This window comes from Candidatus Poriferisodalis sp. (genome assembly GCF_965237655.1).
In the GTDB taxonomy this organism is placed as follows: Bacteria; Actinomycetota; Acidimicrobiia; order Acidimicrobiales; family Poriferisodalaceae; genus Poriferisodalis.
Genome location: NZ_CBDEGB010000002.1, coordinates 327,975 through 353,879 on the forward strand (window position 1 = coordinate 327,975; position 25,905 = coordinate 353,879).

Annotated in this window: 26 protein-coding genes; 17 read left to right on the forward strand and 9 right to left on the reverse strand. The window is 65.0% G+C overall.

All coding sequences use genetic code 11. From position 1 onward, the window contains the following. Positions 1-4 precede the first annotated feature (4 nt). The 3 genes from ACPXYO_RS09530 (at position 5) to ACPXYO_RS09540 (ending at position 3,589) form a co-directional block, all read left to right on the forward strand. On the forward strand, positions 5-787 hold the full coding sequence (locus ACPXYO_RS09530; RefSeq protein WP_423919482.1) for an alpha/beta hydrolase: 783 nt from the start codon (positions 5-7) through the stop codon (positions 785-787). A 121-nt stretch (positions 788-908) separates the two neighbouring features. Then, positions 909-2,063, forward strand: coding sequence for an amidohydrolase family protein (locus ACPXYO_RS09535; RefSeq protein ID WP_423919485.1), 1,155 nt, complete (start codon positions 909-911; stop codon positions 2,061-2,063). A 734-nt stretch (positions 2,064-2,797) separates the two neighbouring features. Continuing rightward, positions 2,798-3,589 carry a hypothetical protein gene (locus tag ACPXYO_RS09540; RefSeq protein WP_423919487.1) on the forward strand — a complete coding sequence of 264 codons (792 nt, stop codon included), beginning with the start codon at positions 2,798-2,800 and terminating at the stop codon, positions 3,587-3,589. Between the two features lie 2 nt (positions 3,590-3,591). On the opposite strand, the gene ACPXYO_RS09545 is transcribed toward ACPXYO_RS09540, so the two are convergent. Both ACPXYO_RS09545 and ACPXYO_RS09550 read right to left on the reverse strand, forming a co-directional pair. Beyond that, on the reverse strand, positions 3,592-4,014 hold the full coding sequence (locus ACPXYO_RS09545) for a PIN domain-containing protein (protein ID WP_423919490.1): 423 nt from the start codon (positions 4,012-4,014) through the stop codon (positions 3,592-3,594). Further along, entirely contained in the window at positions 4,005-4,223 is a 219-nt protein-coding gene (locus ACPXYO_RS09550) for an antitoxin (RefSeq protein ID WP_423919492.1), read from the reverse strand. Before ACPXYO_RS09550 ends, ACPXYO_RS09545 begins: the two co-directional genes overlap by 10 nt. A 197-nt stretch (positions 4,224-4,420) precedes the next feature. Here ACPXYO_RS09550 and ACPXYO_RS09555 point away from each other — a divergent pair, with 197 nt between their 5' ends. The 4 genes from ACPXYO_RS09555 (at position 4,421) to ACPXYO_RS09570 (ending at position 7,578) form a co-directional block, all read left to right on the forward strand. Continuing rightward, complete coding sequence (locus ACPXYO_RS09555; RefSeq protein ID WP_423919495.1) at positions 4,421-4,717, forward strand: transcriptional regulator; 297 nt, start codon at positions 4,421-4,423, stop codon at positions 4,715-4,717. Then, entirely contained in the window at positions 4,714-5,145 is a 432-nt protein-coding gene (locus ACPXYO_RS09560; RefSeq protein WP_423919497.1) for a type II toxin-antitoxin system VapC family toxin, read from the forward strand. The genes ACPXYO_RS09555 and ACPXYO_RS09560 overlap by 4 nt, the downstream gene beginning before the upstream one ends. 79 nt (positions 5,146-5,224) lie before the next feature. Further along, positions 5,225-5,902 (forward strand): dienelactone hydrolase family protein, encoded by a 678-nt coding sequence (locus ACPXYO_RS09565; protein WP_423919500.1) that lies wholly within the window; start codon positions 5,225-5,227, stop codon positions 5,900-5,902. Between the two features lie 83 nt (positions 5,903-5,985). Beyond that, complete coding sequence (locus ACPXYO_RS09570) at positions 5,986-7,578, forward strand: M1 family metallopeptidase (RefSeq protein WP_423919503.1); 1,593 nt, start codon at positions 5,986-5,988, stop codon at positions 7,576-7,578. Here the strand turns inward: ACPXYO_RS09570 and ACPXYO_RS09575 are convergent. Together ACPXYO_RS09575 and ACPXYO_RS09580 are read right to left on the reverse strand one after the other, a co-directional pair. Continuing rightward, positions 7,559-8,452 (reverse strand): MaoC/PaaZ C-terminal domain-containing protein, encoded by an 894-nt coding sequence (locus ACPXYO_RS09575; protein ID WP_423919506.1) that lies wholly within the window; start codon positions 8,450-8,452, stop codon positions 7,559-7,561. The genes ACPXYO_RS09570 and ACPXYO_RS09575 overlap by 20 nt on opposite strands. Before the next feature lie 84 nt (positions 8,453-8,536). After that, a complete protein-coding gene (locus ACPXYO_RS09580; RefSeq protein WP_420621682.1) occupies positions 8,537-8,707 on the reverse strand; it encodes a hypothetical protein in 171 nt (56 codons plus the stop codon). 119 nt (positions 8,708-8,826) lie between these two features. Between ACPXYO_RS09580 and ACPXYO_RS09585 the strand changes: the two genes are divergently transcribed. Genes ACPXYO_RS09585 through ACPXYO_RS09595 form a run of 3 tightly spaced genes read left to right on the forward strand, consistent with a single transcriptional unit; the run spans position 8,827 to position 12,103 of the window. Next, entirely contained in the window at positions 8,827-9,573 is a 747-nt protein-coding gene (locus ACPXYO_RS09585; protein ID WP_423919509.1) for a lysophospholipid acyltransferase family protein, read from the forward strand. 23 nt (positions 9,574-9,596) lie between these two features. Next, positions 9,597-10,847 carry a CaiB/BaiF CoA transferase family protein gene (locus ACPXYO_RS09590; protein WP_423919511.1) on the forward strand — a complete coding sequence of 417 codons (1,251 nt, stop codon included), beginning with the start codon at positions 9,597-9,599 and terminating at the stop codon, positions 10,845-10,847. Next, the gene (locus ACPXYO_RS09595) at positions 10,847-12,103 is read left to right on the forward strand and encodes a CoA transferase (RefSeq protein WP_423919514.1); all 1,257 of its coding nucleotides are present in this window, start codon (positions 10,847-10,849) and stop codon (positions 12,101-12,103) included. Before ACPXYO_RS09590 ends, ACPXYO_RS09595 begins: the two co-directional genes overlap by 1 nt. 40 nt (positions 12,104-12,143) lie before the next feature. Here the strand turns inward: ACPXYO_RS09595 and ACPXYO_RS09600 are convergent, their stop codons facing one another. Beyond that, positions 12,144-12,887 carry a helix-turn-helix domain-containing protein gene (locus tag ACPXYO_RS09600; protein ID WP_423919516.1) on the reverse strand — a complete coding sequence of 248 codons (744 nt, stop codon included), beginning with the start codon at positions 12,885-12,887 and terminating at the stop codon, positions 12,144-12,146. Positions 12,888-13,059: 172 nt separating this feature from the next. On the opposite strand from ACPXYO_RS09600, the gene ACPXYO_RS09605 reads away from it, so the two are divergent. Beyond that, positions 13,060-14,172, forward strand: a complete 1,113-nt coding sequence (locus ACPXYO_RS09605) for an LLM class flavin-dependent oxidoreductase (RefSeq protein WP_423919519.1) — start codon at positions 13,060-13,062, stop codon at positions 14,170-14,172. Between the two features lie 535 nt (positions 14,173-14,707). Here ACPXYO_RS09605 and ACPXYO_RS09610 read toward each other — a convergent pair. Together ACPXYO_RS09610 and ACPXYO_RS09615 are read right to left on the reverse strand one after the other, a co-directional pair. Continuing rightward, positions 14,708-15,166 (reverse strand): type II toxin-antitoxin system HicB family antitoxin, encoded by a 459-nt coding sequence (locus tag ACPXYO_RS09610; protein ID WP_423919522.1) that lies wholly within the window; start codon positions 15,164-15,166, stop codon positions 14,708-14,710. 3 nt (positions 15,167-15,169) lie between these two features. Then, positions 15,170-15,376: a type II toxin-antitoxin system HicA family toxin gene (locus tag ACPXYO_RS09615; protein WP_423919525.1), complete on the reverse strand. Its 207-nt coding sequence runs from the start codon at positions 15,374-15,376 to the stop codon at positions 15,170-15,172. A gap of 125 nt (positions 15,377-15,501) precedes the next feature. On the opposite strand from ACPXYO_RS09615, the gene ACPXYO_RS09620 reads away from it, so the two are divergent. The 4 genes from ACPXYO_RS09620 to ACPXYO_RS09635 all read left to right on the forward strand — a co-directional run bounded on the left by ACPXYO_RS09620 (position 15,502) and on the right by ACPXYO_RS09635 (position 20,758). Beyond that, positions 15,502-15,729 carry a hypothetical protein gene (locus ACPXYO_RS09620; protein ID WP_423919528.1) on the forward strand — a complete coding sequence of 76 codons (228 nt, stop codon included), beginning with the start codon at positions 15,502-15,504 and terminating at the stop codon, positions 15,727-15,729. Positions 15,730-15,848: 119 nt separating this feature from the next. After that, on the forward strand, positions 15,849-17,429 hold the full coding sequence (locus tag ACPXYO_RS09625) for an acyl-CoA carboxylase subunit beta (protein ID WP_423919531.1): 1,581 nt from the start codon (positions 15,849-15,851) through the stop codon (positions 17,427-17,429). A 119-nt stretch (positions 17,430-17,548) separates the two neighbouring features. Then, positions 17,549-18,277 carry an ABC transporter ATP-binding protein gene (locus ACPXYO_RS09630; protein ID WP_423919533.1) on the forward strand — a complete coding sequence of 243 codons (729 nt, stop codon included), beginning with the start codon at positions 17,549-17,551 and terminating at the stop codon, positions 18,275-18,277. 177 nt (positions 18,278-18,454) lie between these two features. Further along, a complete protein-coding gene (locus tag ACPXYO_RS09635) occupies positions 18,455-20,758 on the forward strand; it encodes an ABC transporter permease (RefSeq protein ID WP_423919536.1) in 2,304 nt (767 codons plus the stop codon). A 70-nt stretch (positions 20,759-20,828) separates the two neighbouring features. Here the strand turns inward: ACPXYO_RS09635 and gluQRS are convergent, their stop codons facing one another. Continuing rightward, the gene (gene gluQRS / locus ACPXYO_RS09640) at positions 20,829-21,770 is read right to left on the reverse strand and encodes a tRNA glutamyl-Q(34) synthetase GluQRS (RefSeq protein WP_423919538.1); all 942 of its coding nucleotides are present in this window, start codon (positions 21,768-21,770) and stop codon (positions 20,829-20,831) included. Then, complete coding sequence (locus tag ACPXYO_RS09645) at positions 21,767-22,978, reverse strand: nitroreductase family protein (protein WP_423919541.1); 1,212 nt, start codon at positions 22,976-22,978, stop codon at positions 21,767-21,769. Before ACPXYO_RS09645 ends, gluQRS begins: the two co-directional genes overlap by 4 nt. Positions 22,979-23,271: 293 nt before the next feature. Here ACPXYO_RS09645 and ACPXYO_RS09650 point away from each other — a divergent pair, with 293 nt between their 5' ends. Together ACPXYO_RS09650 and ACPXYO_RS09655 are read left to right on the forward strand one after the other, a co-directional pair. Beyond that, on the forward strand, positions 23,272-24,606 hold the full coding sequence (locus ACPXYO_RS09650) for a hypothetical protein (RefSeq protein ID WP_423919544.1): 1,335 nt from the start codon (positions 23,272-23,274) through the stop codon (positions 24,604-24,606). Between the two features lie 95 nt (positions 24,607-24,701). Continuing rightward, positions 24,702-25,862 carry a pyridoxal phosphate-dependent aminotransferase gene (locus ACPXYO_RS09655; protein ID WP_423919547.1) on the forward strand — a complete coding sequence of 387 codons (1,161 nt, stop codon included), beginning with the start codon at positions 24,702-24,704 and terminating at the stop codon, positions 25,860-25,862. The last annotated feature ends 43 nt before the right edge of the window (positions 25,863-25,905 follow it).

Sequence of the window (25,905 nt, forward strand, 5' to 3'; positions counted from 1 at the left end):
CGCCGTGCGTGACTCGGCCGCCTGGCCCATCGAGACCTACATCCTCCACCGTCGCGACGCCGACCGGACCTACCAGTTGTGGGTGGCGCTGCCGATGGGTTACCGGGCAGACGCTTCCCGGCCGTACCCGCTCGTTGTCTGTTGCGACGCGCCATGGACCTTCGGCACCGCAGTGGACACGACCCGGATCCTGTCGATGTCCCGGGAGACGCCCCGCTGCGTGGTCGCGGGCATCGCGCACGACACCACCGACATGCGCGAGATGCTCGACCTGCGGGCAATCGACTACACGGTGACGCCGGCCGAGGCCCCGCCGATGACCGGCATTCGGGCGCCTGCCGCTGAGACGGGTGGGGCCGAACAGTTTCGACAGTGGCTCGCCAGCGATGTGATACCGCTGCTGCGAGACCGGTACCACGTCGGCGAGACCACCTACGTCGGGCACTCGTTCACGGCGCTGTTCGGGCTCCACGTGCTCTTCAACAGCCCCGACATGTTTGCCCGCTACCTGCTCGCGAGCCCGTCGGTGTGGTGGGACTACGAGGTCATGTTCCGCCTGGAGGCCGAGCACGCTGCTGCTGGCGGCGATCCGGACGTCAAGGTGTTCATGTCGATGGGGGAGAACGAGACCGACGAGTACTCGCCCCAAGCCAAGTTCCACGACCAGCTCTCGGCCCGCAGGTACCGCAACATCGACCTCACCTGGCACGTCTTCCCCGGAGAGAACCACAACACCGTGGTCGGCCCGGCTGTCAGCCGCGGGCTGCGGGTTCTCTACGCCGTCTGATCCCGGCTACGAAGTTCCAGCTCCCCTGCGGCATCCCGAACTGCGCTGACCCGGCGTCATTCCGCGCCGATTGCGGGGGTGGGGCAGAATGGGCGCACTAGGGCAACGGGGAGGCCGGGACATGGCCATGACGCAGACACGCAAGGGACTTGGGCCGCTGGCGACGAACGGCAAGGTGCCGGTGTACGACGCTGATGCGCACATCGCTGAGCCGCCGTCGGTGTGGCAGGCATACGCCGATCCGAAGTTCCGCGACCGGATCATGCAATGCCGGATCATGGACGACGGCACCGACGCCGCGTTCGCCGAAGGCAAGAAGCTGCGCAACGGCATCGCGCCGGCGTGCATCCCGCACGCGTACGGCACCAAGGTCACCTGGAACGACATCGTGCCGGGCAGCTACGACCCAGCAGCACGCCTGTCGGTCATGGACGACGAAGGCCTCGACGCAGCGCTCATGTTCCCGTCGCTCATGCTGATCTCGGGCGACATCAACGACCCCGAGGTTGCTGTCGAGAACGCCCGTGCATATAACCGTTGGATGACCGATTTCTGCTCGGAGGACCCGAACCGGCTCTTCGGCATGGGCGTGTGCCCGCTGCAGTCGATTGACGGCGCAGCAGAGATCATCGAGGAAGTCGCCAACGCAGGGCTGACGGGGATCACCTTCCGCCCCGAGCGTTACGGCGGGCTGGAACTGTTCTCCGCCGACATGGACCGGGTGTGGTCAGCCGCCGAGCACCACGACCTCACCGTCGGCATCCACGGCAGCTTCGGCTCGGGAATGCCGAGCTTCGCCAAGACCCGCTATGAGAACCAGTTCTACGTCCACATGGTCTGCCACCCCTTCGAACAGATGGCATCGGTCATGGAGATGGTGGCGTCCGGCGTGCTTGACGACCATCCCATGCTGAGGGTGGGCTTCTTCGAGTCCGGCCTGGGGTGGCTGCCGTACTGGCTGGACCGCCTCGACGAGCACAAGGAAGCCATGGGTCACCTGGTGCCGAGGCTCAAGCGTGACCCCACCGAAATCTTCTCCGAGCAGTGCTTCGTGACGATGGAGGCCGGCGAGGGCGAGGCCTTCGAGCAGGTCGCCGCAATGGGCCTCGCGCACACCGTGGTGTGGGGCTCGGATTACCCGCACTACGACTGCACGTTCCCCGGCGCGCTGGCCGAGCTGAACGAGACGTTCGACGGATTCGGCGACGATGAGGTGCGCAGCCTGCGCGACGAGGTCGTCTACACCAACGCCCGCCGCTTCATGGGCCTGACCTGAGCCCTGTGTCCGACAACCTCACTGCGAACCTACCCCCGGTCAAGCCGTGGGAAGAACGTTCGGGCGGAGTATTGCCCCTGGCTGGCGGTAACCAGCTGTACTTGGATGCACTGGCGTGGATTGTGCAAACCTGCCAATCCAATCGATTGACCAAGGTCGAGCTCAAGAAGCGGTATCAGCAGCAATACGACTTGTCGCAGAAGACCGCAGGTAGTCAGATCGATGCGGCGTTCCGGTATGGCTTGCTCCAAGTGGCTGCAAGCGCGGTAGCGCCATCGGCATCAGTCGTCCGTTGGCGCGAGAGTGGACGGACAGAATTAATCATCGGAGCGATGCACGTCAATGTCAAACTCATCGGCGAGTTACTTGACGAAATCCGCGAACCACGCTCGAAGGAGGCCTTGCGTCAGCTGGCGAACAACCGCTATGGCTTCACTTGGGACAAGACAGCCCAAATCGATTTCCGGCTCTGTTGGCTGAGGTCGGCAGGACTCGCGCGAATGATCAACGGCAGCGAGTACCAAGCAACTGAGACGGGGCTTGCGTTTATTGAACAGGTCGAACTGTATCGACCACGTCTGCCGCGGCCGCCTCCGCCACCTCTGGCTCCGCCGACACCCCCGGCTCCGCCTCCGCCACCTCTGGCTCCGCCGACACCCCCGGCTCCGCCAGTGACATTGGCTGAGCGACTTCGGACGCTCTCTGTCGAGGGCAGCAAGCACAAGGAATTTGAGGTGGCGGTCCGTGACGCCTTCGAGTTTCTGGGCTTCGAGGCGCAGCTGCTGTCAGGAGCCGGGCAGACGGATGTCCTGGTCACTGGGGTTCGAAAATCGGAGATCGGTGATCACCTCTCGATGAATCGTTGGCAGTACAGAGCTGCCGTCGACGCGAAAGCCGTCAGCAAGGGTTCGTTGACTTCTGGGCAGGTGACGTGGCCCGCCATCGAGAAGCACCGAAAACAGCACCAAGCGGACTTTGCGCTTCTGGTTGGCCCGTCTCCGACTGGTCAGCTGCTTGATTTCGCTGCGAATGCACAGATCGGCGTTCTCGCCGCCGAACACCTCGCGGACCTTGTTGACGCGCACGCCGTTGTCCCGTTGCCATTAGCGGAGTATCACGGCCTGTTTGTCGATGAGAATGGCCGACCAGTTGGCGGCACCGTGGAGCTTCGGCAGATTGAGGCCGCTCGTTCTCAGCAAGCGCACCGCCGAGATCTGCTGTTGGCGGTACATGAGGCTGTGACCGACATCGCCACCAAGGGCTTGAAGGCCGACCAGTCGGCGATCTCAGTGACACTCAACATGCTGAAGAGAATCCAGGCATCTCCGGCGGAGGTCGCTGCTGCTGTGGAACTGTTGGCCGGTCAGTGGCTTGGAGCGATAGCGAGGAACGAAGACGGCGCCTCAGGTCAGGGCGATTTCGTTCCTACCGCGCCGGGACGCCTCGTGGCTCAGCGGTTGCGTTGGCTAGCTGACGCCTTTGACGAGCTTGAGGGCGACGCGACCCCACCATCCGGGTCTGGTTGACATCAATGAGGTGATTCGATCGGCAGCCGTTCGACGGGCTGGCCGGTGACTTCGGCAATGAGCTCGAAATCCTTGTCGAAGTGTAGGACGGTGAGTCCAGCGAGTTCCGCCGAGGCCGCAAGCAAGAGATCGGGAATCGACGGGGCGCGGTGAGGACCAGCTCGCGCCAGCGCCAGTTGCACTTCGATGGCCCGGTCCTCCGCTGCCGGTGTCAGGTGCTCGACCGGCATGGCACTGACAGGTAACCCCGCCAGGTCCCGGCGGTGATCTTCAGCCGTTCGGGCCGAATAGCCGAGTTCCAGCTTCGTGATCGTCGAGATCCGCACGAGTCCACGCTGGACCCGCATCGTCCATTCATCTGCGCCGAGCGCAATTTCCAACCGAACCAGCGCCGAGGTGTCGATGAGCCACTCGGTTAGCGCCATGCGGAGGCGATGAACTCGGGATCTCTCGCGTCCGCGCACGTTTCCGCAAGCCGACGAAAGTCGTCCAGGGTCACCTCGGGGGCACGAGAGCATTCGCGTTCGAGCATCCGACGCAGGTATTCGACCCGGGAGAGTTCGGCCCTGATCGCGTTGGCGTCGACGGCCGCGATGACATCGTCGGGAACGTTGCGAATCAAGATGTCTGCCACGTTCCGACCTCCGTCATCTCGGGATATCGCATGATATCGAAGATACTCCGACCCGACAACACCTGCACCGAATCAGCACTGCTTAGCATCGCATCAGTAACGCGCGCGGGTTCTCGACAAGCTGACTACCCGGCCAATCGATCAGCAGAGTCCTCAACCGTGACTCAATGTGACTGCATGACTGCTAGCATGCAGGCATGCAGCAGATCACTTGGCGAGCAGACGATGAACTCGTTGCTCGGGTGAAGGTGAGCGCTCAGCACCAACGCGTCTCGATGAACGAGTACCTCACGCGGATCGCGCAAGCGGCAACCGATCCCTCGCTCTTGTCGAACGAAATCGAGGAGATCAGATCGCGCCTCAGACTCGCTGGTCTTCTCTCTGACTTCGAAGCTCACGACGCGGTGCGACCCGACGAAGAGGTTGTTGAAGCCGCCCGCCGACGAGCGGGTCCGGGGACACCGCTGTCTGAACTGATTCGCGCCAACCGGTGACGGCCTTCCTCGATTCATCCGCTCTCGTCAAGCGCTACGCCGACGAGCCGGACAGCGACCTGGTGCAAGCTGTCTCGGAGCCGGTGATCGCCAGCGATCTGGCTGCAGTCGAGGTCCCAGCCGCGTTATGGCGCAAGCATCGGATCGGTGAAATCTCCGCAACCGATGCTCAGAACCTGTGCCGACGATTTCTGACCGACATCTCCGCTTCTTCCCCAGAGAGCGACGCCGTCCTCATCGAGGTAGGCAAAGACATCCTTCGTTCGGCAATCGGCCTCGTAGCCCGCCACCCGCTTCGCGCTTACGACGCGGTCCAGCTTGCATCGGCGCTGGCCGCATCTCGCCTCATCGGCAGATGTCCATTCGGCTGCTTCGATGAGAAGCTGAATAACGCTGCCGCAGCCGAAGGTCTCTTGCTCCTGTGGTGAGCGTGAGGCAAATCGCAATCTCCCAGAGGCGCCGCACCGATGATCGCGGGCGGGGGCGGGTCCGCTAGACATTGGCGCCATGGGACAGACGATCGAATTGACAGCTTCTGACGGGACGACTTTCAGTGCCTACCGGGCCGATCCCGACGGCGCGCCCAAGGGTGGCGTCGTGGTGGTGCAGGAGATCTTCGGCGTGAACGATCACATCCGCAGCGTCGCTGACGGCTATGCCGCTGACGGGTACGTGGCGGTGGCGCCAGCGCTGTTCGATCGGGTACGCGGCGGCGTCGAGCTGCGTTACGACGCCGAGGGCATTGACGTGGGCCGCAAGATCGCCTTCGAAGACCTGACGGTCGATCAGGTCATGGCCGATATCTCGGCGGCGGCCGATTGCGCCTCAGATGGCGGCAAGGTCGGCGTCGTCGGCTACTGCTGGGGCGGGTCGATGTGCTACGTGGCCTCAGCCCGCATGTCCGATGAGATCGCTGCGGTGTCTGGCTACTACGGCGGGCAGATCATGCCGCACCTCGAGGAACGCCCCGAAGCTCCGCTGCTGCTTCACTTCGGTTCTGAAGACAAGGGCATTCCGCTTGAGAGCGTGCGTGCAATCGACGAACGCTGGTCGCACATCGCCGTGCACATCTACGACGGCGCCGACCACGGTTTCAACTGCGACGCCCGCGCCAGCTTCCACTCCGAGGCGGCCGCCCTTGCCAAGCAACGCACGCTAGCGCACTTCGCTGAACATCTGAGCTAGCTGCGCGACGCGATCGCGTCCGATATCCGGCGATCCGCCGGGGTGAAGTCGCGTTTGGACTATCGCCTGAGATGATGACGCCGATGCACAGCTTGCTGGCGGGTTTGACGATCGCACTGGCGGTGTCGGCATGCAGTGCCACTGACGCCGAGCGCGCTGGGACAACGCAGCCGCCGACGACCATCGCAGCACCCGCTGTCACCGCGACCACCGCTTCGCCTCCACCGACCACTGCACCACCGATTCCGCCAACGACCGCTGCGACGCCGGAATCACCCGTCACCTCGGCGACCGCAGCGCTGGCTGTTCCAGAAGACGACCGTGACGCACCGCCACCACCCGGGGCAGGCGCCGGCGACAGCTTCTATCCCTGGCTGGGCAACAGCGGCTACGACGTCACCCACTACGACCTCTCGCTTGATGTCGACCCCGTCGCCAACACCATCGACGGCGACACGACTGTCCATGCCGTTGCGACCGAAGACCTTGAGACGCTGTACTTGGACTTATCCGGCCTCGAGGTGCGAGCGGTCAGCATCGATGGCACGCCAGCGGAGTTCGCACGCGAACGAGCCGAGCTGATCGTGCAGATAGCTGCGCCGATCTCTGCTGGCAGCAGCTTCACGGTCGAAGTTGCCTACTCAGGTACCCCACAGGGGGTCCGTGATCCAGGCGTGCCGTTCACGCCGATCGGCTGGTTCAACTTGAACGGTGTGGTGTTCACCGCCAACGAGCCTTCGGGCTCAATGTCGTGGTTTCCATCGAACAACCACCCGACTGACAAGGCCACGTTCACCATGCGCATCACCGTGCCGGAACACCTGACGGCGGCATCGAACGGGTTGCTCGTCGACGAGACCGTTGCCGACGGCCGGCGCACGGCGACCTGGCACATGGACGACCCGATGGCGCCCTATCTGGCGGCTGTGTACATCGGCGATTTCGAGCGGCACATCCAGGCGTTCCGAGACGATCTGCTTATCCGCGACTACATCTCGGGATCGCTGTCGGACCTTGAGCGCCAGGCGACGCTCGATGCGCTCTCTGTCACTGCGGGAGCCATCGAGTATTTCGAGGGGCTGCTCGGTCCCTACCCGTTCGATGTCTACGGCACGATCGTGATGCCGTTCGCCCTCGGCTTCGCCATGGAGAACCAGACGCTCTCGCTGCACGGCAGCCACACGCTGGACTCGCAGATCATTGCCCACGAGTTGGCGCACCAGTGGTTCGGCAACTCGGTGACGGTGGAAGATTGGAGCGACATCTGGCTGCACGAAGGATTCGCTCACTATCTGAGCTTCATGTACCTCGCCGAAGTGCAGGGTGAGGATCTCGATGACCTGATGGCGCAGGAACTGCTAGTGGCGATTGCGGGACAGGCGGCGCCGCCTGGCAGCATCGAAGTCACCCAGCTGTTCGACTTCAACTCGATCTACCGACGGGCGACGCTGACGCTTCACACCCTGCACCGCCGCGTCGGCGACGAGACGTTCTTCGAGATCCTCAGACGCCACTACTCACAAGCGGCAGGCGGCACCGCCACCACTGCCGACTTCGCAGCGATCGTCGCTGAGCTGGGCGGGTCCGAGGCCACCGACGTGCTTGACGCTTGGCTTTATAGCGTCGACGTGCCGTCGACGTTGGGTGATCCGCCTGTCAGCGACCTAAGAGGATGACGCCGCGGTCCACTGCAGGGCCGCCTTCCGCATTCAGCACATCGAAGCGAACGGCCTCGGTGGCGTCGCCATGATCGTCGACAGGTATCACCTCCCAGATGCGCACCGTGATCGTCGACGGCATGAGCACCATGGCGCGGAAGCGGCAGACGATGCGGCGAACCCTCATGGGGTCGCCGTCGGCAACAGCGTCGACGACGGCTGAGACGCCGAGGGCCAGGGTGGCGGTGCCATGCAGGATGATGCCGGGCAGCCCGGCCTTGCGCGCGACGGCGGCGTCGGTGTGGATCGGATTCCAGATGCGAGCGCACTCTGTGTAGGAATGTGCCGCTCCGTGAGTCACGGGCACCGGAAGCTCAATGAGAGGCTCGGCTGGCAGATCGCCGAAATCCGGCTCTGCGGGCGCGTCAGGGTCGGGGCGATCGGGGCCGACGGTTTCGACGCCGAGGTAGATGCCGCCCTGATACGTCGTTGCGATCGGGTCGCCGTTGGCGTCGACGGTGTCGAGCCGCATCGTCTGAAACGTGCCCGGCTTGCGTTGCTGCATGCCGGAGTAGGTGAGGCTGGTCGTCAGCCGGTCGCCCGGTCGCACCAAGCGGTGCACGGTCAAGTCGTGCGTGGCATGCACCGAGCGCCGGATCTCGTCGAGGCTGATGCCCCAGCGGGCCGAAACGTCACGGCCTGCCACGATGGCCGGCCACTCGGGACACACCGCGAACATTGGGTGCGCCACGATGCCGTCGTCAGAAAGCGTGTCGAAATAGCAATCGTGGGTGTCGCCCAGCGACGCTGCGTAGGCCATTGTCCAGCGGGCGTCCACGTCGTGGGTGATCGGCCCGATCACCTCGCCCACCATGTCTGTCGGTACTGGCATGGCGTCAAACCCCCGCTGTTCGCGGGCACGAGCGTAGTGATGCCGCGAGGTCCCGCCGACTGGCAGTCGGCGGGATCGTCGGTCTCAGTAACCGCAGGGCGGGCGCCGGACGGCGGTGAGCACCTTCAGCATGCGCCGGCACAGCTCGCTTGGCTGCGACGGGCGGGTGCAGACGGTGTGTCCGTCGATCCGACGCCGACGTGCGATCCGTTGCCGACGGATCTCGGCGTGATCGGGGATCGTCAGTCGGGTCATGACTTCACTGTAAGTCTGACCGCAGAAAAAGTGTTCGCGGTATTCGCCATTTCTTGCATACCTTTCTTGCGCGGTCCCCAAGTCGTCGCGCGGTGCCTTCGAAACGCCAGAATCACTGTGTGGCGAGACGGGCGAACAGATGGAGATTGCGCGGCCCAGGAGGTTTGCTGGCCGCCGACGGCACGGCCGGCTATCGGGCGTGGCGGGCGGCGCGCGGGCTCATTCGCATCGTGCTGTACCGAATGTTCCGCGTGCGCGCCACCGGGCAGGAGCGCCTGCGGGCGAACGGCCCATTGATTTACGCGCCCGTTCACCGCAGCCACCTCGACGGCCCACTCGTCGGGAGCCTCACCCATCATCGAGTTCGCTACCTGGGCAAAGAGGAGCTCTTCCATCCCAAGCCGCTCGGCTGGTTCATGCGCTCGATCGGGACCTTCCCAGTGCGGCGAGGCGAGGCCGACCTCGACGCAATGCGTGCGGCGCTGCAATTGTTGCGAGACGGCGAGGCGATGCTGGTCTTTCCTGAAGGGACGCGACAGCCCTCCGATGACATCGGCCCGATCTTCGACGGCACCGCGTGGCTGGCGGCCAAATCGGGGGCTCCAGTGCTGCCTGTGGGAGTCGCCGGCACACGCGAGGCCATGCCCAGCGGCGCGAAGTTCCCCAAGAGGACACAGGTGGCGATCGTGGTGGGCGAACCCCTTGCACCGCCGACAAGGCCAGACGGGGGACGTGCCCGGCGACCTGACATGACCGCGTGGACGGCGACGTTGCGGGACGCGCTGGAGGACTGCCAGCGGAGTGCACGAGCGCTGGCGAACGAGCCCGGCCGTGGGCGCACGCCTATGCGCGATCTTGTGCCGTGATCGGACCCGATCACCTTTCACCGGTGTGGCCGAAGCCCGAGCCCGGAGCGCTGGCCGGCATCCGCATCTGCGACTTCACCGGGCAGCTGGCCGGCGCTGGCGCCACCAAGATCCTGGCGGCCCTCGGTGCGGAGGTGATCCGCATTGAAGACCCCGTGCGGCAGGGCCGTTGGGACATCCTGCGGGGCACCCAGCCGTTCGTGGGCGAACACCGCGGCATCGAAGCCGGGGGCGCGTTCAACAATCACAGCGCCGGAAAGCTGGGTATTACGCTCAACCTGCGAGACGACCGGGCGAAGGAGCTGCTCGCTGAACTCGTCGCGGTCAGCGACGCGGTCACCGAGAATTTCGCAGCCGGTGTGATGGACCGCCTCGGCTTCGGCTACGAGGCGCTGTGTGCCATCAAGCCCGACATCGTCTACGTCTCGAACAGCGGCTTCGGTGCGAGCGGTCCGTATGCCAGCTTCCGGTCGTGGGGCCCGATTGCCCAGGCGGTGTCGGGCCTGACGTTTCAGTCCGGCCTGCCCGATCTGCCGCCTGCCGGCTGGGGTTACTCGTTCATGGATCACACCGGCGCCTACTACATGGCGATCGCGATCGGCATGGCGCTGTTTCATCGTCGGCGCACCGGCGAGGGCCAGTGGGTGGACTTGGCCTGCATTGAGGCGGCTGGCACCCTCCACGGCGCAGCCTCGCTGGATTTCACCGTGAACGGCAGGACGGCTCGGCGCAACGGCATGCCCAACAGCAACCGTTCGCAGTCCCCAGCGATGGCGCCGCACGGCATCTTTGCGTGCCGCGGCGACGACGAGTGGGTGGCGATCGCGGTGCGCAGCGACGATGACTGGCAGCGTTTCGCGCACGCAGTGAACGAACCGTGGGCGAACGAAGCGCGCTGGGAGCGGCTCGCGGGCCGCTTGGCGGACGAAGACGAACTGGATCGGTTGGTCGGTGAGTGGACGGCGGGCCGCACTAGGCAAGGTGTTTCCCAACACCTCATCGCGGCAGAGGTGCCAGCCGCGCCGGTGCTGCGCCCCAGCGAGCGCATCGACGGCGATCCCCGCACCGAGGACTGGGGAATGTGGGTCACCGTGCCGCATCGGGAGGTGGGCGACACCCGGGTCGAAGGTTTGCCGGTCCGCTTGTCGGAAACCGATTGGGCGATCGGCCGCGCCGCTCCATGTCTGGGCGAGGACAACCGGTACGTCTTCGGCGAAGTGCTCGGCCGCAGCGACGACGAAATCGCTGCGCTGGCTGCCGACGGGGTCATCTGATGGCCGGTGAAGGGGCTCCGCGTCCGCTTGACGAACTCCGGGTCATCGAGCTGACCTCGGAGCGCTGCGCGCTCGCGGGGAAGCTGCTGGCTGACATGGGCGCCGACGTGATCGTGGTGGAGCCGCCGAGTGGCTCACCGATGCGTGACTACGAGCCGTTCGCTGCAGACGAATCCGATCCCGAAGGCGCCCTGTGGTGGTGGCACTACAACACGTCGAAGCGCTCGGTGGTGATCGACCTCGACACCGACGAGGGCGCTCACGACTTCCAGCGTCTCGTCGGCACTGCAGACGTCGTGTTCGAAGCTGAACCGCTCGGCCGGCTTGGCGCGCTCGGGCTCGACTGGAACCAGCTCGGCGGGCTGGCGGCAGAAACATCAGATACCGCAGGGGACGCCGGACGCAACGAACGGCTCGTTTGGGTCTCGATCACCCACAACGGGCGTGAGCGTCCCGACCCGCCGGCAACCGACCTCACCGTGCTGGCTGAAGGGGGGCCCGTGTGGTCGTGCGGCTATGACGACCATTCCATCGCGCCGGTGCGTGGCGGCGGGAATCAAGGCCTGCAGATGGCCTGCCACTACGCCGTGGCCACGTTGATGGCGGCGCTGATGTGGCGGGAAGACTCGGGCCGTGGCCAGCTCATCGACGTGTCGATGCTCGGCGCCGCGAACGCAACCTGCGAGTTCGCGACCTACTTCTGGCTGAACCAGCAGGTCGATGTGCAGCGCCAGACCGGCCGTCACGCTCTCCCGCAGCTGTCTGAGCCCACGCAGGTTCGTTGCGCCGACGGCCGCTGGCTCAATACCGGGGTGCCGCCCCGGCGTGGACCGGAGTTTGCAGCGCTGGCTGGCTGGGTCGCTGAACTCGGACTCACCGACGAATGCCCGTACACCGAATTGCTGGCACTGGGCGAGGATTACGAGCAGATCGACGTCTTGCATCTGGCTGCGGACCCGCTCGGTGCTGAGGTGTTCGGCGCAGGCCGCGACACCATCAACTTCCTGGCCGAGCGCCTAGGCGCACACGAGCTCTTTGTAGGCCTGCAGTCGCTCGGGCTGGCCTGCGGCATCGTGTATTCGCCCGAAGAGATGCTCGCCGACGAGCATGTCGTGGCCCGAGGCTTCCCCGTCGAGATCGACCACGACGGGACTGCCGTCACCTATCCCGGAGCGCCCTACCAGTTCTCTGCGACGCCATGGCACGCCACGCGAGCCCCGCGCCTCGGCGAGCACCAAGGCCTGCTCACTGACTGAGCGCTGCATCGCAACGCCCGGCGTCGGTTGCGCGCGTTGGCTACTTGTCAGGGTTGTGGAAGCGCGCCGCCTTGGCCAGCTCACGCACTTCAGCACGCTCATCGGGGGTCAGGCACTCGAAATCGGGCGCGTGGAGCTTGTCGGTGAGCCCTTCGATTTCTTCGCGGGCATCGGCAAGGTGGCTGACGTCGGGATAGGGCTTCTCCCAGCCGAAGAACTCCGCGTTCCACTCGCCCGCTGGGCCTGACAGGATCGCCTCGAGTGGGCCCATCCCCAGCGCCTGTACTGCAACGGCGTGCCGTCCGAAGCGCAGCTCTCGCATGATCTGGGCCATGAAGAACGCGTGCGCTGGCCCTCCGGTGTCGGGCCGCGGCAGGTCTCGCCAGCCGACGAATGTCGGTGCCCCCTGCGGGACGGCGGAGTCCACGACGCGTTCGAGCAGTTCGCCGAGGTGTCCGGCGCCTTCCATGCCGGCGAGCCGCTTCTCGCCGTATTCGGCACAGATGTCGCCCCAGATCAGCGCTCCGTCGGACGGCTTCATGACAGCGCGTCCTTCTTCGGTCATCGAGCGCATCTTCTGCGGAGCCCAGAAGAAGGCGGCACCGATGACGTTGTCGACCGGGCATTCGCCCAAGACGCCCAGCCGACCCGTTGCATATGCGCCCATGCCTTCTGCCATGCCGCGCTGAGCCGCCTTTTCCAGCGTGGAGGGGTCCATCAACCAGTCCATCGCCAGCATTCCCACTGAGCCGCGCATGCTGCGGGCAACTGCGGTTGTCTCCATGGCCCGTCGTCCCTTCCCTGGGTCCTTGTGGCGCACAGTCTGTCCGATGCAGCCGACGCGCGCCGCAGCGAGCCCAAGGCGATGTGGCGTAGCCTCGATGACGCCAGAATTGCTGGATCACCCGAGCGCGGTCTCTAGGCCGGCGCCGGGTATCCGAACAGGGGAGCACATCATGCACGTGGGTTACTCGGCCGTCTTCCAGAACCCGGAGAATGCGCTCTCGGACCGCGAGGTCTGGGATCAGGAGATCCGCATGGTCGAGGAAGCCGAGGATCTCGGCTTTGACTCGATCTGGACCGTGGAGCACCACTTCACCGACTACACGATGTGCCCCGATCCCGTGCAGTTCCTGACCTGGGTTGCGGGCAAGACGAATCTTCAGCTCGGCACCGCAGTCATCGTGCTGCCGTGGCACGACCCGATGCGGGTCGCCGAACAGGTGACCGTGCTCGACAACCTCTCCGACGGCCGCCTCATCCTGGGCATCGGGCGCGGCCTGGCGCGTATCGAGTACGAGGGCTTCCGAGTGGACATGAACTCCAGCCGGGAGCGCTTCTTGGAGTACGCCAAGATGCTGATCGAGGGCCTCGAGCAGGGCTACGTAGAGCACGACGGCGAGTTCGTGCAGCAGCCACGCCGCGAGATCCGCCCCACCCCGCAGCACTCATTCAAGGGTCGCACCTACGCCGCTGCCGTGTCGCCCGAAGGCATGCCCCTCATGGCGCAGCTCGGCATCGGGCTGCTGGTGATCCCCCAGAAGCCGTGGGAGATCGTCGAAGCCGACTTCGCCGCCTATCACGGCGAGTGGGTCAGGCACCACACCGCACCGCCGCCGCCGCCGCTGTCGGGCGGATTCTGCTACGTCGACACCAAGGCCGACCGTGCTGAAGAGAAGGCAATGGAGCACATCTGCAACTACTACGGCACGGTCATGAAGCACTACGAGTTCGGCCCCAAGCGGCCGCACGAGGGCGTCAAGGGCTACGAGTTCTACGAGGGCATTTCCAAGTACATCGATCGCCATGGAGCGCGTGGCGCCGCCGAGGATTTCGCTCGGCTGATGCCCTTCGGCACACCCGATCAGGTGCTGGAGAAGATTCAGGTCATCAGGGACAAGATCGACATGGCGGCGTTCTTCCCGAACCTGAGCTTCGCCGGCATGACGTGGACCGAGGCTCGACGCAATCGCGACCTGTTCGCCACCGAGGTGCTGCCGGTGCTCAGGGAGTGGGACACCGCGCCGGTCGGCCTCGCTGCCACCGAGCTCGCCACTGCTGCTGCCTGACTTCAGCCCAGCGTTCCCGACGCCCTGCAGCTGCCTCGGCTCTAAGGCAGACACAGCCGGCAGTATTGCTGCCGCCGGAGTTTCTTCGTGCGCGATCCGTGCTGACCAGACGATTGCGTGCTGGGGACGCAACAACACCGGTCAGACGAACGCGCCAGCGGGACAGTTCGGAAGCGCGTAGTCCAAGGCTGGGTCACCACACGTCTCTGGGCCAGTGTCCCTACGCTCGGACGGTTGGTCACTTGCGGCTCGGCTCTCACTCTGAGCGAGCCGTGAGGTCCTGACCTGTCGGCCGATCCTCGACACACAGCGTCCTGCCGAGGGCCGTCAGGGCTGCTTCGATATCGGCGAGCTGGATCGGCCGACGAACGACCGTGGGGGACTGTAGGGCTCTTTCCCCACGCCATCGGTTCTGTCTCAACCGCCTAGCCATCCGTGCCAGCTGTTGACGCAGCTCCTTATGTCGCCCTGCGTGCTTGTGTCGAACGGTTCGCCGTTGAACTTGCGCGCCGTGCTCAGGTACTCGGTCATGCGGTCATAGCTGCGCGCTGGGCACGGCTTCGGCCACCAAAGACACGCCGAGAGCTGCGAGAGCGGCTTCCAGCGAGGGGAGCTTGACACGGCCATAGGGGTCGATGAGGCGACGGACCCGTGCGGGACGCACACCGAGTCGCACGGCGAGGCTCTGAGCCGTGACGCCTTGCGAGCGCATGGCCGTATACAGGGCGAGTCTCGCTGCTACGGCAGGGGACACGGCAATTAGGACCTGACCGGGCGCGGCGTCGCTCGGCTCGGGGAGGTCTTCGCTGTCGTGCAGATAGCCACCCAAGGCCACCTCGAGGCAGTCCTGCAGCCGATTTGTGATCTCTTCCACCGTCGATCCACAGGTGTGTGCCCCGTGGACGTCGGGAAATGAGGCGTTATACGCCTCGCGCCCGGTCAGGCGAGTTTCCTCTTCATCGGGCACGACATCGCACGGATAGGCATATCGCATCGCTCAGAAGTCCTTCTTGTCGATATCGAGGTCCCTCAGCATCGAGCGGAGCGTCCCAAGTCGCAGTTCGCCTCTCGGCACGAAGGTTCGCCGCCCTCCTAGCCAGATACCGGCATGGCTGCCCTTGCCGCTGGCTGGCACGTACTCGATTGGCAGCCCGCGTTGCCGAGCGTAGCGGCGGAGGCGGCGCAGGAACTCCCGGTCGGTCATGCGCTGCGAGCCCACAACGGAAGCCTCGCTGCGTCGATTGGTTTTCTGGGCGGGCACCCGCTACGCGTTTCGGCCATGATGTTCGGCGCTGTGCCGGCTCAGCGGCGCGTAGGGAGGCGAGACAGATGAAATTTGGTCTGATTTCTGCGAACTTGATGGAAAATGTCGAAGGCTCTTTGGCGGCCGAGACTGCTCAGACCGCCGAAGAAGTCGGTTTCGATTCGCTGTGGGCAATCGAGCATGTGGTCGTGCCCAAGTCCTACAGCTCCACCTATCCCTACGACGAGGGCGGTCGCCTGTTCAAGGGCGCGAGCCAGCTCGACCGTGCCGATCCTGGTCGGCGGCCACAGTGATCGTTCAGCCCGGCGAGCGGGCGAGCTCGGCGAGACCTACGGACAGATACTCGCCGACTATGCCGATGCCTGAGGTCGCGTCCGCTGACGCCACCGGACCGAGTTAGAGGAGTTCAGTGATGCCTGAATACGGCGACGGTGACGCGATCAGCCACGAGGAGCGAGTCGCCGACCTGCACGCCCGTGCTGAGGTGATCCGCGGCGACATGGGCGGCGCGTCCAAAGTCCAATCCATGGCTGCCGAAGGCGACCGGACGATCCGCGAGCACATCGATGCGTTCGTTGACAAGGGCAGCTTCCGCGAAATCGGGACGTTCACCCGGTCGCTGCGTCCCGAGATGCGTGACATCACCCCGGGGGACGGCAAGATCGGCGGGCACGGCGAGGTCGACGGCCGTCCCGTTGCCGTGTTCGGCGATGACATCACAGTGCTGCGCGGATCGAGCTCGATCGTGGGCACTCGCAAGGAGTCCCGCCTGTATGACCGAGCGCTCGCCATGGGCATCCCCATCGTGCACTTCGGCGAGACCGGCGGCGGCCGCATTCCCGACCTCATGGGCTCGGAGGGAATCTCAGAGCCAGGAGCCATGTTCGAGATGGCCCAGCGACGGCACCGGGTGCCGATGGCCACCATGATCTGTGGTCAGTCCTTCGGCGGTTCGTCGTTCCTGTCGGCACTCAGTGACTACGTGGTCATGGTGCGGGGCTCGTGTTTGGCGGTTACCTCGCCGAAGGTGTTCGAGATCGCGACCGGCGAGGTCATTTCGTTCGAAGACGTGGGCGGCGTGGACGTGCATGCCCGCATCACCGGGCAGATCGACCTCGGCGTCGACACCGACGAAGAGGGATACGCAGCGATTCGGCGGTGGCTGTCGTACTTGCCGTCGAACGCCACCGAATCGGCGCCGCGGGCCGAGCCACGAGGCGGCGACGGCGCTGACCCGGAGCTCGCCCGGATGGTGCCGGCGCGCCGTACTCGCGGCTACGACATGCGGCGCGTCGTGGCCCGTATCTGCGATCCGGAGTCAGTATTCGAACTGCAGCCGAATTACGCCCGCAATGTCGTCTGCGCTCTCGCCCGCCTCGACGGCTACGCGGTCGGAGTCGTCGCCAACAATCCGATGTTCCAAGCCGGCACCCTCGACCCGCAGGCTTGCCACAAGATCATCCGCATGGCCACCGTCTGCGACTCGTACAACATTCCCATGGTCTTCCTGGTCGATGTGCCGGGCTTCATGGTCGGCAAGCGTGTCGAGCACGACCTGATGCTGCACTGGGGAATGCGCATGATGCACGCGCTGCAGAATGCCTCCACGCCGACGCTGACGGTGTGCCTGCGCAAGGCATTCGGCCTGGCGTGGCAGGCCATGAACGGCTCACGAATGCCGAGCCATGGCATCTACTGCTGGCCCGGTGCCGAGATTGGCTTCATGGATCCCGAGGTCGGCGTCAACGTGGCATTCGGCTCGAAGCTCGACCGGATCGCCGACCCCGACGAACGCGAAGCCGAACGTCTGAAGCTCGTGGCCGAGGTCGGCGAGGCCACGAACCCCTTCGAAGCCGCTGGCACCATGCGCATCGACGAGATGATCGATCCCGCTGATACCCGCCGCGTGCTCATCTCCGATCTTCGAATGCTGGCCAACCGCGCAGTGCCCCCGCCCGAGCAGCGAGCCCTCAGCTACTGGCCGAGCTGCTGACGTTTCGTGCCGCCAAGCGCCGTGTACGCAGCCTGCGGCGTAACCCATCTGGGAGCTAGCCCGCAGTAGTGTCTCGCGAGGTTGTCGAGCGGCCATGAAGTCGGTCGAGAACATCGAGAGTGCTGACGACTGGGGAGTTCTGTGTCGTGATCGATCTCCAAGGTGTCACCAAGCACTATGAGGTGGGCCCCGTGTTGGTCACGGCGCTCGACGGCATCGACTTGCATGTCGACGCTGGCGAGTTCGTCGTAGTGCTCGGACCGTCGGGGAGCGGCAAGACCACCACGCTCAACATCATCGGCGCATTGGATACTGCATCGACAGGCAAGGTGACCGTCGGCGGCCGCGACCTCACCGACTCCAGCCGCGGCGAGCTCTTCGCCCTGCGCCGAGAGACAGTGAGCTTCATCTTCCAGAGCTTCAACCTGTTCCCGGGCCTGACCGCAACCGAGAACGTCGAGTTCGGAATGGATGTCTCGGGCAAGAGCGGATCGGCCGACCCCGCCGACATACTCGAATCCGTTGGACTCGGCCACCGCCTCGGGCATTTCCCGCACGAGCTGTCGGGCGGTGAGCAGCAGCGCGTGGCGATCGCACGGGCGCTAGCCACCGGCAACTCGGTGCTGCTTGCAGACGAGCCCACGGGTGAACTGGACTTCAAGACGGGTGCTCAGATTCTTGAGCTGCTGGCCGAGCAGGCCCAAAAGGACAGGGCAGTTCTCGTGGTGACGCACAACCGTGAGATCTCGCGGATGGCCGACCGCGTCGTGGAGATGAGCAGCGGGCAGATCATCAGCGACGGCCCGCCGGAAGGCGGCAAGACCCCGCTGTCCGAGCTTCACTGGTAGGTCGCGAACGTGTAGCTTCTCCGGCTGCGCTGGTCCCTGCGGGACGCGCGGGCACGCTGGATCCAGATCACCGGCATTGCGTTCACGATCGCCATCGGCATCGGCACCTACGCCGGACTCACCAGCGTCACTGAGTGGCGGACCGCTGCCATCGACGAAAGCCTCGAGCTCACCAACATGTACGACCTCCGTGCGACGGTCAGCGGGGGTTCCGATGTGCCTTCTGGATCGCTTGCGCACATCGCAAGCGAGATCGACGGCATCGACGAGTACAACGAACGACTCGTCATTGACACCCAGGTTGAAGCTGACGTAGGCGGCGACGCGCTGATCGTGCACGGGCGTGTTGTCGGTATCGATCTGTCCGCAGATGGATCAAGCATCACCGGACCGAGCGTCAACGGCGTCGAGCTCATCGAAAGCGATCAACTGCCGCAGTCGGGGTCCGACACGCCGCTCGTGTTGCTCGAAGGGAGTTTTGCTTCGTTCCACAGTCTGCCCGCGAGCGGCCAGGTGACGGTCGGCGGCGACATTGACGTCGACTATTTCGGCCACGCCGTGTCACCGGAGTATTTCCTGATCACCGAGGGGAATGGTTCGCTTGGCAAGTCCAACCTCGCGGTGTTGTTCGCACCGTTGTCGGTTGCCCAAGACATCACAGGCAGGCCGGGCGCAGTCAACGATCTCGTGCTCACGCTGGAGCCTGGCGCCGACGCTGGAGCAGTGACGCAGCAGTTGTTTGATGCTGCGGCTTCGCTGGACGGGACTCTGCTGGAAGTTGTGACTCGTGACGACACGCCCTCGTACATCGGGTTGATCGGCACGGCGGAGGTCGATAGGAACGTCTACAACGTCATCGCGCTCTTGCTCTTCGTGGGTGCCGCCTTTGCTGCGCTGAATTTCTCGGCACGGATGGTGGAAGCACAGCGGCGTGAGATCGGCACGTCCATGGCAATTGGTGAGACACCTCGATCAATCGCCATCCGACCAATGCTGGTCGGTATACAGATTGGCCTTCTCGGCGTCGTATTCGGCTTAGCCGTGGGCTTCGTGGTTTCGTTCCAGACGGTAAGCGTCATCCAGCAGATCGTGACGCTGCCGGTGTTCGACAAGCCGTTCCAGGGGGCGATCTTCGCTCGAGCAGCGGCGATCGGTTTCGTCGTGCCCATGCTGGCGGTGTTCGGGCCAGTCCTGCGGGCCGTCCGGGTTCGACCCGTGGAGGCGATCCGGTCGGGGCACTTGGCATCGCGCGGCGGCGGTCTCTCACCCATTATCAGCCGCTTGCCTTTGCCCGGCCGCAGCCTCGAGCGGATGCCATTCCGCAACTTGATGAGAGCCCCTCGCCGTACCTTCCTGACACTGCTGACCTTCACCATGAGCTTGGCGATCCTGTTCAGCATGGTGGGCTTGAGCAGCACCTTCGCAGCCACGTTCGACAGCGGCGACCAAGAGTTGCTCGGCGACGAGCCCGATCGCTTCATGGCGCGATTCGACTCCTTCTACGCGGACAACTCGCCTCAGGTGCAGGGCGTGCTCACGAACCCGACTGTGCAACTCGGTGAGCCGGGATTGGTCATGGGGGCAAGAGCCACTTCTGACGAGCCCGTCGGCGACGACGGCAGCGCTGAGCCCACTCGCCTTGACCTCATCGTCCGATTCACCGATTTCGGCAGTGATGTCTGGACGCCAACGGTGACCGAAGGAGAGCTGTCACGCGGTACGCCGGGAGTCGTGCTCGCCGACAAGGCCGCGCGGGACCTGGACGTCGGGGTCGGCGACGAGGTCGTCGTCACCCATCTAGTACTCGTCAATGGGGTGTTCACCTTCGATACGCGCTCGCTGCCGGTCGCCGGGATCCATCCCCATCCGCTGCGGATCAATGCCTACATGGACCTCTCCCAGGCGTCAGATTGGGGCTTGGGAGGACTCGCGAATATCGTCACCGGCGTTCCCCGGGGCGGCAGCACCCTGAACGATGTGAAGCGGGCGCTCTTTGGCACCGGCTCGGGTGTGGAGTTGGTGCAGGGACTCGACGAGTCGTTCAAGTCGGCGCAGGATTCGCTGGATCAGGTCTCGAGCGTCTTCATTCTCACTCGGATACTCGTGATCTTCCTAGTGCTGCTGATCGCGTTCAACACCGTCAACATCAATGTGGACGAACGAGCTCGCGACCATGCGACGATGTTCGCCTACGGCGTGCCGGTTCGCCGGGTCGTGGCCAACCTCTCGATGGAAGGTTTGCTGCTGGGCGTGGCAGCAGTGGTGCTCGGTGGCTTGTTCGGCTATGCGTTGCTGCTGTGGATGGCCCTGTTCTTGATGCCAACCGCCATTCCTGAAGTGGGCATGATCGTGTCGGTGCGCTGGGTGGAGATGGTGGTGTACTTCGTCTTGGCGCTCATTGCAATTGGGATGGCTCCGATATTTCCCGGCCGCAAGCTCAAGCAGATGTTCATCCCGGGCAAGCTGCGGGTCATGGAGTAGGGCCTCCCGGAGTACGGCGTCATCGAGTAGAGCCGAACCCCCCGCTCTGTAGTCGGGCCGGCTCGCTGCATCACATCGCTGGGGCGACGGGTGTCCATACCCACGGCTGCGTCGGCAGTGCCGTGGGATCGAAGCGCTCCGCCAGTGCTGGCAGGTCGTCGACGGTCGTGACGGGTTCAAGTCCCAGGCTGGTCAACAGCAGATTCAGGACATAGAGGGGTGCTTCCCCAAGCGCCAACCGGTCCGCCAGCGTCACCGCGCCGTCACGCTTCGCAAGGCGTCGACCCTGCGGGCCCAACACGAGCGGCACGTGCACGCATTCCGGCGGGTCGAGGCCGAGCAGGCGGGCCAGATGCACTTGGCGCGGTGTGGACGGCAACAGATCGTCGCCTCGGACGACTTGGTTGACGCCTTGGGCGGCGTCGTCGACGACAACGGCCAGGTTGTACGCCGAGGTGCCGTCGCCGCGCTGGATCACGAAGTCGTCGACGATGCCGGTGTAGCTGCCTAGCTGCCGGTCGGCGACCGTCAGCTCGAGGTGCTGAGTGTCTGGGGCATCGACGCGTAGCCGAATCGCCGGCGGTCGTCCCTCGCCCCGGCGCTGGGAGAGTTGAGAGCGAGTGAGCCGTCGGCAGGTGCCCGGGTATGCGCCCTCAGGCGACGGCCCGTGGGGTGCCACGACAGCTTCGGCGATCTCTCGCCGCGTGCAAAAGCACTCGTAGGTGAGTCCACGCTGGCGGAGGTTGGCGATCGCGTCCAGATAGACGTCTATCCGGTTGCTCTGGCGAATGGGTTCGCCATCCCAGTCGAGCCCGACCGCGGCTACGTCACGCAACTGCGATTCGTAGAACTGCGGCCGCACGGCGCTGTCCAGGTCTTCGAACCGCCACAGCAAGCGTCCGCCCGCCGAACGGGCGAACAGCCAGGCCAGCAAGGCCGTGCGCAGGTTCCCCAGGTGCAGATCACCGGTCGGGCTCGGAGCCCAGCGACCGATAGTCAGGCCTTCAGTCAAGCGTTGCCCTCGGCAAGCGCCTTGATTCCCTCCACGCAGCGAGCCATGTTTGCCAGATGTTCGCTCTGACGCCGCGAAAGGATGCGCGGCTCCTTGTCGGGCATCGCCTCGATGGCCGCGCTGAGCCCGGAGGGACCGGGGCCGATCCGCACCGTATGGCGCAGGCGGCAGCGCTGGCCGTGCAGGACGTCGATCTCGTAGCGCCAACGGGCCCCGGCGACATCTTCGGTCTCGCCCGTTGCCCAGCCCAAGAGCACGTTCGGCTCGAACTCGGTGACGGTGAGATCGATATTCCACTCGCCGATGGCGAGGTGCTGGTTGTGACCGATGAACTTGGCGCCCGCGGCGGGGGAGTCGTAGCCCGGGGCCCACTCGGCGCGTACGAACTCCTCGGAGAAGTTGGCACCGGCGTTGATGTTGCTGACGATCTCCCACACCCGTTCAGCCGGCGCGTCGATGTCTACTTCGACAGTGGCGCCGGGACCCTCGCTCATCGAACGGGCAGCCGACTCGTCGCCGCGTGCTTCCCAGGTTCGGCCCCAGCCGTCGACATATGCGATCTCGTTGGCGCGCCGCCGCGGCACCGCGCCGAACTCGGTTCCCTTGGACCACGCCAGCGGCAATAGCGCTATGGGGGTGACACCCTCTGGAATGCCGAGCACCTGGCGCAGCTCTTCCTCTTTGTTGAGGATGGCCGTAGTCCACGCCGTGGCGAGGCCCCGGGCCCGCGCCGCAAGGCAGAAGCTCCACGCCGACTGCAGCACCGAGTCGAACAGCCCGGGCTTGCCGCTGTCGTCGTGTACACCCCACACGCAGGGAATGACGATGACGGGCACCTCGGCCAGGTGTTCGGCGAGGTGTGCGGCGGAGCGCATCACCTGTTCCATCGGGTGTCCCGTGCCTGCGGTGGCGTCGCGGCCTCGCTGCATGAAGCTGCCGACGACCGAGTTGTACATCTCGCCGAGGGCCTGCCGCTGAGCTGCGTCACGAATCACCAGCCAGCGTCGACTGGCCTGGTTGCCGCCGCCGGGGGATTGCTCGGCGACATCGATGCAGTCGAGCACCACGTCGTGGGGGACATCGCGTTCGAGGTCCAGCCGGAGTCGTACCGAGCGGGTGGTGGACAGCACGCCGTCGATCGACGCGAGGTCAACTCCGGTGGAGTCGTAGCGGGCAGGGACGTGGGGGTTCAGCTCTGGTGTCGGCATGACCGTCAGTATTGCCGTCTCGGTCCGTAGTTTCTCCGAGCGTGACGAAACCCTCACCGGCCAGACGGCACGTCGCTCGACCGATCAAGGCCGGCGCAGTGCTGGCGTCTGCCGCCCTCGCTGTCCTTGCTTGCGCGTGCTTGCCCAGTCGTTGGGAGTTGGGAGAGACACAGGAGCCTGTCGCATCCGCCGACTCGGCGGCAACTGATCCCGTTGCGCCAGGGAATTCCGAAGCGCTCGAGCCCTCCGCGACCGCCCGTGACTGTTCCCCTCGGAATCCAGCGGACGACCTTGTGATCGACACCACCGCTGCTGTGCAGCTCAGTGTCGAGATATCGCGCACCCTCTACGACTGTGCCGACGAGATCGGACTGGCGTTCGCCCGGGATACCGAGGCGATCCTCACGCTGTCCGAGCGCGGGATACGCGGACCCCTCTTGCTCATGGATTCGTGGTCTGGCGCTGAACCGATGTCAGAAATTCGGCGTCTGGCGCCGGAGCGGATCGTGGCGGCTGGCTTCAACGAACAGGCCCTCCGACAACGGCTCGCCGGATTCGCCGTCGAATGGGTACCCGTTGATCCGGGGGCAGCGCCGCCGCAGGGAAACGTTCCGCATGAGCGCGTGTGGATGGTCGACAGCGCCGAGCGAGCAGCGATGCTCGGGGTTCTCGGGCGCCAGATCGGCGCGGCGGCGATGGCCGTGACCGGAGACTTGCGGGCCGTCGCCCCGGAAGAACGGGCGATGTTGCGCGAGGCGGAGAGTGTGGAGCTGCACGCGGACCTTGGCCCCGACACAGCGTGGCAACTGGAGGTCATACGCAGCGGCCACGAGCTGCCCGGCGGCGGCCTGCTCATGTTTGAGCCCGGCCGCGCTCGCCGTTTGGTGGCGATGTACGGCCACCCATCAACATCGCAGCTCGGCGTGCTGGGAGAGCAGGGCCCATCTGAGGGTGTGGCGCGCGTGCGGTCCATCTCCGACGGCTACAACACCGACGGATCAAACGTGGTGCTTGCCTTCGAGATCATCGCCACCGTTGCGTCATCCGGCGCTGGCCGTGACGGCGATTATTCCAACGAGACCGACCTCGATGAGATCAGGCCGTGGATCACCACGGCATCTGCCAACGACATGTACGTGGTGCTGGACCTGCAGTCGGGCCGAACCGATTTTCTCACGCAAGCCAAGCAGTATGAGGAGTTCCTGCGGCTCCCCCACGTCGGGCTGGCCCTTGATCCTGAGTGGCGACTCAATCCCGGCCAGGTGCATCTGCGTCAGATCGGCACGGTCGATGCCACCGAGATCAACCAAGTCGTGCGCTGGATGGCCGGTCTCGTCCGTGAGGAGGCCCTTCCTCAGAAGCTGTTGATTCTGCACCAATTCGGCTTCTCGATGATCACAAATCGCGATCAGGTCGAGACCCCCGCGGAGCTGGCGGTGCTGATCCACATGGACGGACAAGGCCCGATCAGTACGAAATACAGCACTTGGGATGCGTTGACCACCCAACCCGACGCCAATCGCTTCTACTGGGGCTGGAAGAACTTCTACGACGAGGACTTCCCCACCGCCACCGCGGAACAGGTGCTGGGTCTCACTCCTTCGCCGGTGTACGTGTCGTTTCAGTAGACCGCCGGTCACGTCCCGATGTTCCAGTCATCGTGCCGCGCGAGGGACGGCGCGTCGAAGTTTGAACCCGATGATCGCGCCGTAACATCCGCAGCGTGGCAAGGCTGCCATACCTGAATTCGCGCCTGCAGGGCTATCAGTCGACAATCTTCGCCGAGATGTCTGCATTGGCGGTGCGAACTGGTGCCATCAACTTGGGCCAGGGTTTTCCCGACACGGATGGCCCGACGGAGGTGCTGGAAGCGGCGGTGGCCGCGATCCGCAGTGGCGCGGCCAACCAATACCCGCCGGGCATCGGGATAGCCGACCTGCGCCATGCCGTGGCGCGGCACCAGTCACGGTTCTGGGGTTTGGACTTCGAACCCGACAGTGAGGTTCTGATCACGGCGGGTGCCAGCGAGGCGTTGGCGGCCAGCTTGCTCGCGCTGTGCGAAGTCGGCGATGAGGTGCTGACGTTCGAGCCTTGGTACGACCTGTACGGCGCGGTCGTCTCCATGGCGGGAGCGGTGCGCAAGGTGGTGACGCTGCGCCCGCCCGACTATGGCTTCGATCCCGACGAGTTGGCTGCTGCGATCACGCCACGCACCCGACTTCTGGTGCTCAACAGCCCGCACAATCCCACCGGCAAGGTGTTCAGCCGGTCCGAGCTGGAAGCCATCGCGCAGGTAGCCATCGAGCACGATCTCATCGTGGTCACCGATGAGGTCTACGAGCACTTGGTCTTCGACGGCGAGCACATCCCCATCGCCACGCTGCCGGGCATGTCGGATCGCACCGTGACGATCTCCAGTGGCGGCAAGACGTTTGCTGTGACCGGCTGGAAGATCGGCTGGGTCTGTGCCCGCCCGGAACTGGTGGCGGCAGTGCGCACCGCAAAGCAATGGCTGACCTACGTCAGCGGCGGCCCGTTCCAGCACGCCATCGCTGCCGGACTCGATCTCGGCGACGACTACTTCAAGGGACAGGCCGATGATCTGCGTGCGAAGCGAGACCGGCTCTCGGCGGGTCTGCGGTCAACCGGTCTCGAAGTGTTCGAACCGTCCGGCACCTACTTCATCACCGCTGACATTCGCTCGATCGGCCACGACGACGGCATCGAGTTCTGCTGGGGGCTACCGGAGCGAATCGGCGTCGCGGCAGTGCCCAATGTCGTGATGTACGACAACGCGGACGAAGGCCGGCATCTCGTCCGATTCGCGTTCTGCAAACAGCACGACGTCCTCGACGAAGCCATCGAACGCCTCAAGACCATCTGAAGCCGGCTTCAGCGGACTGCACCCGGCCTCGGCGACACGGCTC

Coding starts and splice junctions, on each gene's coding strand:
- ACPXYO_RS09620 (WP_423919528.1), top strand. CDS start 15,502: ATGAAATTTGGTCTGATTTCTGCGAACTTGATGGAAAATGTCGAAGGC.
- ACPXYO_RS09545 (WP_423919490.1), bottom strand. CDS start 4,014: ATGGCGCTAACCGAGTGGCTCATCGACACCTCGGCGCTGGTTCGGTTG.
- ACPXYO_RS09645 (WP_423919541.1), bottom strand. CDS start 22,978: ATGCCGACACCAGAGCTGAACCCCCACGTCCCTGCCCGCTACGACTCC.
- ACPXYO_RS09600 (WP_423919516.1), bottom strand. CDS start 12,887: ATGGAGACAACCGCAGTTGCCCGCAGCATGCGCGGCTCAGTGGGAATG.
- ACPXYO_RS09625 (WP_423919531.1), top strand. CDS start 15,849: ATGCCTGAATACGGCGACGGTGACGCGATCAGCCACGAGGAGCGAGTC.
- ACPXYO_RS09610 (WP_423919522.1), bottom strand. CDS start 15,166: ATGCGATATGCCTATCCGTGCGATGTCGTGCCCGATGAAGAGGAAACT.
- ACPXYO_RS09615 (WP_423919525.1), bottom strand. CDS start 15,376: ATGACCGACCGGGAGTTCCTGCGCCGCCTCCGCCGCTACGCTCGGCAA.
- ACPXYO_RS09535 (WP_423919485.1), top strand. CDS start 909: ATGGCCATGACGCAGACACGCAAGGGACTTGGGCCGCTGGCGACGAAC.
- ACPXYO_RS09555 (WP_423919495.1), top strand. CDS start 4,421: ATGCAGCAGATCACTTGGCGAGCAGACGATGAACTCGTTGCTCGGGTG.
- ACPXYO_RS09635 (WP_423919536.1), top strand. CDS start 18,455: ATGTACGACCTCCGTGCGACGGTCAGCGGGGGTTCCGATGTGCCTTCT.
- ACPXYO_RS09605 (WP_423919519.1), top strand. CDS start 13,060: ATGCACGTGGGTTACTCGGCCGTCTTCCAGAACCCGGAGAATGCGCTC.
- ACPXYO_RS09565 (WP_423919500.1), top strand. CDS start 5,225: ATGGGACAGACGATCGAATTGACAGCTTCTGACGGGACGACTTTCAGT.
- ACPXYO_RS09580 (WP_420621682.1), bottom strand. CDS start 8,707: ATGACCCGACTGACGATCCCCGATCACGCCGAGATCCGTCGGCAACGG.
- ACPXYO_RS09595 (WP_423919514.1), top strand. CDS start 10,847: ATGGCCGGTGAAGGGGCTCCGCGTCCGCTTGACGAACTCCGGGTCATC.
- ACPXYO_RS09570 (WP_423919503.1), top strand. CDS start 5,986: ATGCACAGCTTGCTGGCGGGTTTGACGATCGCACTGGCGGTGTCGGCA.
- ACPXYO_RS09575 (WP_423919506.1), bottom strand. CDS start 8,452: ATGCCAGTACCGACAGACATGGTGGGCGAGGTGATCGGGCCGATCACC.